Genomic DNA, 6,372 nt, shown 5'->3' on the forward strand with positions numbered 1-6,372 from the left:
CCCGGCAAGTGGTTGCGAACGTTTCTGTGCCATCCAGGGCTTTCGGGCCGAAGGCCCGATGTGTCCGGATATGCACACTATTCGTAACGGCTTGGTGCCAGGGAGTGAATCCCGGCCTCAATACCAGAGCTCGGCTTGACTGGGCCAGAGTGACGCAACTGTAATTTCACTCGTGTCGTCAGCCGCACGAGGCAACGGCAACCACGGGGACGCCAAGTAGGGGCAGAGGAGGCGCGCCACATGAGCGAGCTCTTTGAGCTGTTGATCGGGGATGGCATCACGGAGGAAGAGGAGGAATTCGGTTGGCAGGAGCGCGCGTTGTGCGCCCAGACCGACCCGGAGTCCTTCTTTCCCGAGAAGGGCGGCTCGACCCGCGAGGCCAAGAAGGTCTGCCTCGCCTGCGAGGTCCGCTCGGAATGCCTGGAGTACGCGCTCGCCAATGACGAGCGCTTCGGCATCTGGGGCGGCCTCTCCGAGCGCGAGCGCCGCCGGCTCAAGAAGAGCGCGGTCTGACCGGGGTGATCCCCGGCCCCCGCTGACCCTCCGCCAGTCGCGGACCGTCACAAAGCTGTACGAGCGCCTCACCGCGACGGTGGGGCGCTTTCGTGCTCCCGGGACCGCCTCCGCCGTCCCGGACCCCGCTTCTTCACCGCCTCCGCACCGGCACCGGGCACGAGGCGGCCATCCGGAGCCGTTAGTGTGGTGCGCCATCCGGTTGCCGTTCACCGGCTGTGTCCACCGAGAACTGGGGCCCGCGCACTCGATGACCGTCTACAGCCACCAGAGCGGCTTCACCGCTTCCAGGCCGCCCGCCTATCCGCGTCACCTGGTCACCGCGGTGATCGTCTCGCACGACGGAGCCCGCTGGCTGCCGCAGGCCCTGGCCGGCCTGCTCGGCCAGGACCGCCAGGTGCAGCGGATCCTCGCGGTCGACACCGGATCCACCGACAACTCCCCGCAGCTGCTCGCCGACACCCTGGAGGACTGGCTTCCCGAGAGCGGTCCGCTGGTGCTCGGCCGCCGGGTCGGCTTCGGCACCGCCGTCGCCGAGGCCGTCTTCAACAGCCCGCCGCTGCGCCCCGAGGACCTCCCGTACCGGCTCGACCCCTCCGGCTACGACCCGGTCACCGGCGGCTGGGACGACTTCGGCGACCCGCTCGCCCAGGAGGACGACCTAGGCCGCGGCGGCCCGCGCGAGACCCAGCCGGTCGAGTGGCTCTGGCTGCTGCACGACGACTGCGAGCCGCAGACCGACGCGTTGCGCCGCCTGCTCCAGGTCGCCGACTCCACCCCGAGCGCCGGCGTGGTCGGCCCCAAGCTGCGCAGCTGGTACGACCGCCGGCAGCTGCTGGAGGTCGGCGTCACCATCGCCCGCTCCGGCCGCCGCTGGACCGGCCTGGACCGCCGCGAGCAGGACCAGGGCCAGCACGACCAGGTCCGCCCGGTGCTCGCCGTCTCCAGCGCGGGCATGCTGGTGCGCCGGGACGTCTTCGAGGAGCTCGGCGGCTTCGACAAGGCCCTCCCGCTGATGCGGGACGACACCGACTTCTGCTGGCGGGTCAACGCCGCCGGCCACCGCGTCGTGGTCGCCCCCGACGCCGTGCTCCGGCACGCCGAGGCGGCCAGCCGCGAGCGCCGCGCGATCGACTGCGGCCCCGCCCACCCGCACCGGGTGGACAAGGCCGGCGCGGTCTACTCCCTGCTCGCCAACTGCAAGGGCGCGCTCTTCCCGTACGTGCTGCTGCGCCTGGTGCTCGGCACCCTGGTGCGGGCCGTCACCAACCTGCTCGGCAAGGACCCGCGCCAGGCGGTCGACGAACTGGCCGGCCTCGGCCACGAACTCGTCCGCTTCCCACGGCTGTTGGCCGCGCGCAAGCGCCGGGCCCGGACCCGTGCGGCGGACGCCCTGGACGACCGCACGCTCTTCCCGGCCCCCGGCGCCACCACCCGGCTGGCCGTCGAGGGCGTCATCGGCTCGCTCGGGATAGGGGGCGGCGACGACTCCGGCAGCCGGCACGGCTCGGTCGAGGCCGGCGGGGACGAGGACGGCGAGGACCTCGTCGTCGAGCAGTTCGCGCTGATCAAGAAACTGGCCCGGCGCCCCGCGCCGGTGCTGTTCGCCGCCCTGCTGGTGTTCGCCCTGATCGCCTGCCGCAGCCTGGTCGGCAGCGGCGAACTGTTCGGCGGCGCGCTGCTGCCCGCCTCCGACGGCGCGGGCGGCCTCTGGGCGATGTACGCGGACGCCTGGCACCCGATCGGCACCGGTTCCAGCGCCGCCGCACCGCCGTACCTCGGCGTGCTCGCGGTGCTCTCCTGGCTGCTGTTCGGCCACGCCGACCTGGCACTGACCCTGCTGGTCGTGCTCACCGTCCCGCTCGCCGCGGTCAGCGCCTACCTGGTGTCCCGCCCGCTGCTGGACTCCAAGCTGGTCCGCGCCTGGGCCAGCGCCACCTACGCCCTGCTGCCCGCCGCGACCGGCGCGCTCGCCCAGGGCCGGATCGGCACCGCCGTGCTCGCCGTGCTGCTGCCGCCGCTGGCCCGCGCCGCCGCGATCTCGGCCGGCCTCGGCATCCGCCGGGAGAGCGCCGCCAAGGGCGCCCGGCCCGGGTGGCGGCCGGTCTGGATGACCGTGCTGCTGCTCACCCTGGCCACCGCCTTCGTGCCGCTGACCTGGGCACTCGCCGTACCGCTGTGCCTGGCGATGCTGGTCTTCGCGGTGCTGCGCGGCGGTGCCCTCGGCTCCGGCGGGACCGCGCTGCGGCTGCTCGGCCTGCGCGTCCTGGTGATCCTCGCGGTGCCCGTCGCGCTGCTCGCCCCCTGGTCGCTGAAGGTGCTGTCGCACCCCCAGCTGCTGCTGCTGGAGGCCGGGCTGCCCGGTCTGCACGGCGCCGGGGCGAGCGGGGCCGGACTGCTGCTGGTCAACCCCGGCGGTGCCGGGGTGCCGCCGGTCTGGCTGTCCGCCGGTGTCGTCCTGGCCGCGCTGGCCGCGCTGCTGCGCGCCGACCGGCGCCGGGCGGTGCTCGCCGCCTGGGGCGCGGCCGGTGCCGGACTGGTCTTCGCGGTCGTGGTGGCGGGCACCTCCGTCACCCCGGCCTCCGGCGGCCAGCCGGTACCCGCCTGGGCCGGCCCGGCCACCCTGATCGCCGGTATCGCCCTGCTCGCCGCCGCCGCGATCGGCGCCGACGGCGCCAACGCCCGCGTCGCCGGAATCGCCTTCGGCTGGCGCCAGCCGGTGGCCGCCCTGGTGGTGGCCACCGCCGTGCTGGCCCCGCTGGGCACCGGCCTGTGGTGGGCGCTGACCGGCGCCGGCGGTCCGCTGCAGCGCTCCCAGGCCGACCAGGTGCCCGCCTTCGTCGCCGAGGAGGCGGGCACCACCGACCGGGCCCGCACCCTCGTCGTCACCGGGCAGAAGGGCGCCGTCCGCTACACCGTGGTGCGCGGCTCCGGCCTGACCCTCGGCCAGGCGGAGTCCACCGTCGACCCGGCGACCGGCACCCAGGACGGCCTGAACAAGATGGTCGGCAGCCTGTTGGCCGGCTCCGGCGCCGACCAGGCGAACGCCCTGGCCGGCTACGGCATCGCCTACGTGCTGGTCGAGCGGCAGGCCGTCGCCGCGTTCAAGGACGTCCTGGACACCACCCCCGGCCTGGTCAAGGCCAACCAGGAGGGCGACACCGCGCTCTGGCAGGTCAACGGCGCCCCCGCGGTGCGTGCGGTGATCACCGCCCCCGGCGCCAACCCGGTGGTCGTCCCGGCCGGGGTCCGCGACCTCGCCACCACCGTCCCGGCCGGTCCGGACGGCCGGGTGCTGCGGCTCGCCGAGTCCGCCGCGCCCGAGTGGAAGGCCACTGTGGACGGCACCGCCCTGGAGTCCGTCACGGTCGACGGCTGGGCGCAGGGCTTCAAGCTCCCGGCCGCCGGCGGCAAGCTGAGCGTCACCCGGGAGGGCAGCCTCGCCCACACCGGCTGGATCTGGGCCCAGGTCGTGCTCGGCCTCACCATCCTGGTGCTGGCCCTGCCCGGCCGCCGCAGCCACAAGGACGACGACCTGCCCGAGGAGGCGCTGGCCGCCGCCGCGCTGGCCGCCGCCCAGGCGCAGACCCCCGTCCCCGGCAGCCGCCGGGCCCGCCGGATGGCCGAGCGCGGCGAGGGCGGCGAGCCCGGCGCCGAGGAGGCCGGGGTGTACGAGGGCCGGCCGGGCGCGATCCCGCCGCAGCCGACCGGCGAGCCGGTGGCCGGGGCGGTCCAGGAGGCCGAGCCGTACACCGACCCGTACCAGACGTACCAGCAGGCCGACCCGTACAGCTACGACCAGTACCCGGCCCAGCAGCCGGTGGCCGCGCCGTACGGCAATCAGGGCTACGACGGCCAGGGCTACGACGGCCAGGGCTACGACACCCACGGGTACGACGGGCAGCAGCAGGGCTACCCCCAGCAGGGCTACGAGCAGTACCCGCAGGAGCAGTACGGCTACGACCCCTACCAGCAGCAGGGCGGCCAGCCGCAGCAGACCTGGCTGCCGGGCCAGCAGCAGGGCGAGCCGTACTACGACCCCAACGAACCGGGCGGCCCCGGGAACTACCGCCCCCACCAGCACGGATCGGGGAGCTGACCCGCGATGAAGAAGCCCGCTTTCAGGAAGAAGTCCGGCACCGGGGACGAGCAGCCCTTCGAGCCCGCCGCCGAGTCGGTCGAGGCTGCGGGGCCCGCCCGCCCGGCGGGGAAGGGCCCCGGCCGGTCCGCCGGGAAGACCACCCAGTCGCTGCTGGCCGCGGCCGTGGTGCTGGCCGCCGTGTTCGGGATCGCCGAGGCGCGGCCGCCGGCCGGCCAGGCCAAGGCCGACGGCGGGGGCGCCCCGAGCAGTGCCCAGGTCGAGCGGACGGCCGCGGTCTGCCCGCAGCCGTTCCAGGGCCTGACCGGCTCGACCACGCTCAACGCCTACACCCCGCCCGGCGCCGGCTCGGCCACCGGCGGCGCCGGCTGGCTGTCCGACCAGGCCGCCCCGGTCGCCCCGCCGACCACGGCCCCCTCGGCCCCGGCGACCCCCGCCGCGACCGGCACGCCGGGCGCGGCCCCGAGCGGCTCCGGCGCCCCGGCCCCGGACAAGAACGCCGCGCCCGCCGACGCCAGGCTGACCCTCGCCAAGCCCGGCGTCCCGGTCACCGGCCCGGCCACCAACGGTGACGGCGCGCCCGGCACCGGGGCCGTCGCCACCGGCGCGCTCGCCCCCGGCTTCACCGTCACCCAGACCACCGTGGTCACCGAACAGCGCGGCATGGGCCTGTCCGGCCTCACCTGCACCCCGGAGAGCACCGGCTTCTGGTTCGCCGGGGCCAGCACGGCCGGCGACCGGGTCGACTACGTCAGCCTGGTCAACCCCGAGTCCTCGGCCGCCGTGGTCGACATCAAGCTCTACGGCGACAAGGGCCTGATCGACAACGACGCCGCCAACGGCATCACCGTCGCCCCCGGCAGTTCGCAGTCCGTCCTGCTGTCGACCATCAGCAAGGGCGCCGTCAACGACCTCGCCGTGAACGTGGTGGTGCGCTCCGGGCGGATCGGCGCCGGGCTGCACGCCGCCGACGGCGCCAAGGGCGCCGACTGGATCCCCGCCTCCGCCGACCCGGCCCCCACCCAGGTGCTGCCCGGCCTGCCCGCCGACACCGCCGCGGCCCACCTGGTGGTCTGGGCACCGCCGGAGGACGACGCCGACCTGAAGATCCAGCTCTCCGGCAAGAACGGCTGGTTCACCCCGGCCGGCAACGAGTCGATCCACGTCAAGGCGGGCATGGTGGCCGCCGTCGACCTCGGCAAGGTGACCCGGGACGAGGTCGCGGGGCTGCGGCTGTCGCCCAGCGACGACAAGCACCCCACCAAGATCGTGGCCGGGCTGCGGGTCGACCGCACGGGTGGCAACGGCAAGAGCGACGCGGCCTGGCTCTCTGGCAGCGCCCCGGTCGGCGCCCGGGCCACCGTCGCGGACAACCGGGCCGGCGCCTCCACGCTGTTCCTGACCTCCACCGGCGACGCCGCCACCGTCAAGGTCACCGCCTCGGCCGGCAGCGGCGGCGGCACCCCGGCGACCAAGGAGGTCCAGCTCCCGGCCGGCGGTACGGTCGCCATCCCGGCGCCCGAGCCCGCCGGGCTGAACGGCGTCTTCGCGCTCACCGTGGAGACCGAGTCCGGCGGCCCGGTGGTGGCCGCCCGGATGCTCGCCATCCCCACCAAGGACGTGCCGATGTTCACCGTCCAGGCGCTGCGCGACGACCACAGCACCGTCCAGGTCCCGCAGGCCACCCAGGACCCGGGCGTCGTCCTGCGCTGAGCACCGGGGGCCGGGGTCGGGTCCTGGGCCGGACGCGGCCGCCGACA

The 6,372-nt window shown here is 75.3% G+C and carries 3 protein-coding genes; all 3 read left to right on the top strand.

The features are described 5' to 3' along the window. The first annotated feature begins 240 nt into the window (after positions 1-240). The 3 genes from ACFWIS_RS35985 (at position 241) to ACFWIS_RS35995 (ending at position 6,325) form a co-directional block, all read left to right on the top strand. Complete coding sequence (locus ACFWIS_RS35985; RefSeq protein WP_350509620.1) at positions 241-513, top strand: WhiB family transcriptional regulator; 273 nt, start codon at positions 241-243, stop codon at positions 511-513. A 250-nt stretch (positions 514-763) separates the two neighbouring features. Continuing rightward, complete coding sequence (locus ACFWIS_RS35990) at positions 764-4,612, top strand: glycosyltransferase family 2 protein (RefSeq protein ID WP_380461622.1); 3,849 nt, start codon at positions 764-766, stop codon at positions 4,610-4,612. Between the two features lie 6 nt (positions 4,613-4,618). Next, on the top strand, positions 4,619-6,325 hold the full coding sequence (locus tag ACFWIS_RS35995; protein ID WP_380461623.1) for a DUF5719 family protein: 1,707 nt from the start codon (positions 4,619-4,621) through the stop codon (positions 6,323-6,325). Positions 6,326-6,372: the final 47 nt, after the last annotated feature.

This window comes from Kitasatospora sp. NPDC127060, assembly GCF_042724935.1.
In the GTDB taxonomy this organism is placed as follows: domain Bacteria; phylum Actinomycetota; class Actinomycetes; order Streptomycetales; family Streptomycetaceae; genus Kitasatospora.

Bases quoted from the DNA above. Each gene is read 5' to 3' on its own strand.
- ACFWIS_RS35990 (WP_380461622.1), top strand. From the start codon at position 764: ATGACCGTCTACAGCCACCAGAGCGGCTTCACCGCTTCCAGGCCGCCC.
- ACFWIS_RS35985 (WP_350509620.1), top strand. From the start codon at position 241: ATGAGCGAGCTCTTTGAGCTGTTGATCGGGGATGGCATCACGGAGGAA.
- ACFWIS_RS35995 (WP_380461623.1), top strand. From the start codon at position 4,619: ATGAAGAAGCCCGCTTTCAGGAAGAAGTCCGGCACCGGGGACGAGCAG.